1 rRNA gene (only partly in view) is annotated in these 2,500 nt (G+C 53.3%); it reads right to left on the bottom strand.

Going from position 1 to position 2,500, the window contains the following annotated elements:
- A 23S ribosomal RNA gene (locus QMX81_RS18990) occupies positions 1-2,500 on the bottom strand (it extends past both window edges: 241 nt to the left, 138 nt to the right).

The following is a 2,500-nucleotide window of genomic DNA, read 5'->3' as shown; positions in this document are numbered from 1 at the left end:
CTCGTACTAGGAGCAGCCCCTCTCAAATCTCCAACGCCCATGGCAGATAGGGACCGAACTGTCTCACGACGTTCTGAACCCAGCTCGCGTACCACTTTAAATGGCGAACAGCCATACCCTTGGGACCGACTACAGCCCCAGGATGTGATGAGCCGACATCGAGGTGCCAAACACCGCCGTCGATATGAACTCTTGGGCGGTATCAGCCTGTTATCCCCGGAGTACCTTTTATCCGTTGAGCGATGGCCCTTCCATACAGAACCACCGGATCACTAAGTCCTAGTTTCCTACCTGCTTGATCCGTCGATCTTGCAGTCAAGCACGCTTATGCCTTTGCACACAGTGCGCGATGTCCGACCGCGCTGAGCGTACCTTCGAGCTCCTCCGTTACTCTTTAGGAGGAGACCGCCCCAGTCAAACTACCCACCATACACGGTCCCCGATCCAGATTATGGACCTAGGTTAGAACGTCAAGCACGACAGGGTGGTATTTCAAGGATGGCTCCACTGCAGCTAGCGCCACAGTTTCATAGCCTCCCACCTATCCTACACAGACGAACTCAACGTTCAGTGTAAAGCTATAGTAAAGGTTCACGGGGTCTTTCCGTCTTGCCACGGGAACGCTGCATCTTCACAGCGATTTCAATTTCACTGAGTCTCGGGTGGAGACAGCGCCGCTGTCGTTACGCCATTCGTGCAGGTCGGAACTTACCCGACAAGGAATTTCGCTACCTTAGGACCGTTATAGTTACGGCCGCCGTTTACTGGGGCTTCGATCAAGAGCTTCGCCTTGCGGCTGACCCCATCAATTAACCTTCCAGCACCGGGCAGGCGTCACACCCTATACGTCCACTTTCGTGTTTGCAGAGTGCTGTGTTTTTGATAAACAGTCGCAGCGGCCTGGTTACTGCGGCCCTCTTCAGCTATAGCTCGCATGAGCCACCAAAAAGGGCGCACCTTCTCCCGAAGTTACGGTGCCATGTTGCCTAGTTCCTTCACCCGAGTTCTCTCAAGCGCCTGAGAATTCTCATCCTACCCACCTGTGTCGGTTTACGGTACGGTCTGCGTAAGCTGAAGCTTAGGAGCTTTTCCTGGAAGCGTGGTATCAGTGACTTTGCCTTAAAGGCTCGTCTCGGTGCTCGGTCTTAAAGGATCCCGGATTTGCCAAAGATCCAAACCTACCGCCTTTCCCCCGGACAACCAACGCCGGGTACACCTAACCTTCTCCGTCCCTCCATCGCACTTACGCGAGGTGCAGGAATATTAACCTGCTTCCCATCGACTACGACTTTCGTCCTCGCCTTAGGGGCCGACTCACCCTGCGCCGATTAACGTTGCGCAAGGAAACCTTGGGCTTTCGGCGTGCGGGTTTTTCACCCGCATTATCGTTACTCATGTCAGCATTCGCACTTCCGATACCTCCAGCAGACTTCTCAATCCACCTTCAACGGCTTACGGAACGCTCCTCTACCGCGTACATATAAATATGCACACCCCAAGCTTCGGTTCACTGCTTAGCCCCGTTAAATCTTCCCCGCAGACCGACTCGACCAGTGAGCTATTACGCTTTCTTTAAAGGGTGGCTGCTTCTAAGCCAACCTCCTGGCTGTCTGTGCCTTTCCACATGGTTTTCCACTTAGCAGTGAATTTGGGACCTTAGCTGTGGGTCTGGGTTGTTTCCCTTTTCACGACGGACGTTAGCACCCGCCGTGTGTCTCCCATACAGTCCGTCTCGGTATTCGGAGTTTGCAATGGTTTGGTAAGTCGCGATGACCCCCTAGCCATAACAGTGCTCTACCCCCGAGAGGATACATATGAGGCGCTACCTAAATAGCTTTCGAGGAGAACCAGCTATCTCCGGGTTCGATTAGCTTTTCACTCCTAATCACAGCTCATCCCCGTCTTTTGCAACAGACGTGGGTTCGGGCCTCCAGTACCTGTTACGGCACCTTCACCCTGGCCATGACTAGATCACCCGGTTTCGGGTCTACTGCCCGCGACTATGCGCCCTTATCAGACTCGGTTTCCCTTCGCCTCCCCTATACGGTTAAGCTTGCCACGAACAGTAAGTCGCTGACCCATTATACAAAAGGTACGCAGTCACTCTTTCGAGCTCCTACTGCTTGTACGCACACGGTTTCAGGATCTATTTCACTCCCCTCTCCGGGGTTCTTTTCGCCTTTCCCTCACGGTACTGGTTCACTATCGGTCGGTCAGTAGTATTTAGCCTTGGAGGATGGTCCCCCCATGTTCAGACAGGGTTTCACGTGCCCCGCCCTACTCGTCTTCACTGGAGTGGCCCTTTTAAATACAGGGCTATCACCTTCTATGGCCAGCCGTTCCAGGCTGTTTTTCTAGAACCATTCCAGCTTAAGGGCTAGTCCCCGTTCGCTCGTCGCTACTCAGGGAATCTCGGTTGATTTCTTTTCCTCTGGTTACTTAGATATTTCAGTTCACCAGGTTCGCTTCCAGCAGCTATGTATTCACTGCAGGATACCCG

Source organism: Stenotrophomonas sp. PS02301, assembly GCF_029959485.1.
Classification (GTDB): domain Bacteria; phylum Pseudomonadota; class Gammaproteobacteria; order Xanthomonadales; family Xanthomonadaceae; genus Stenotrophomonas; species Stenotrophomonas maltophilia_Z.
The sequence above is the reverse complement of the archived record's forward strand: the minus strand, read 5'-3'. Positions and strand labels throughout refer to the sequence as shown.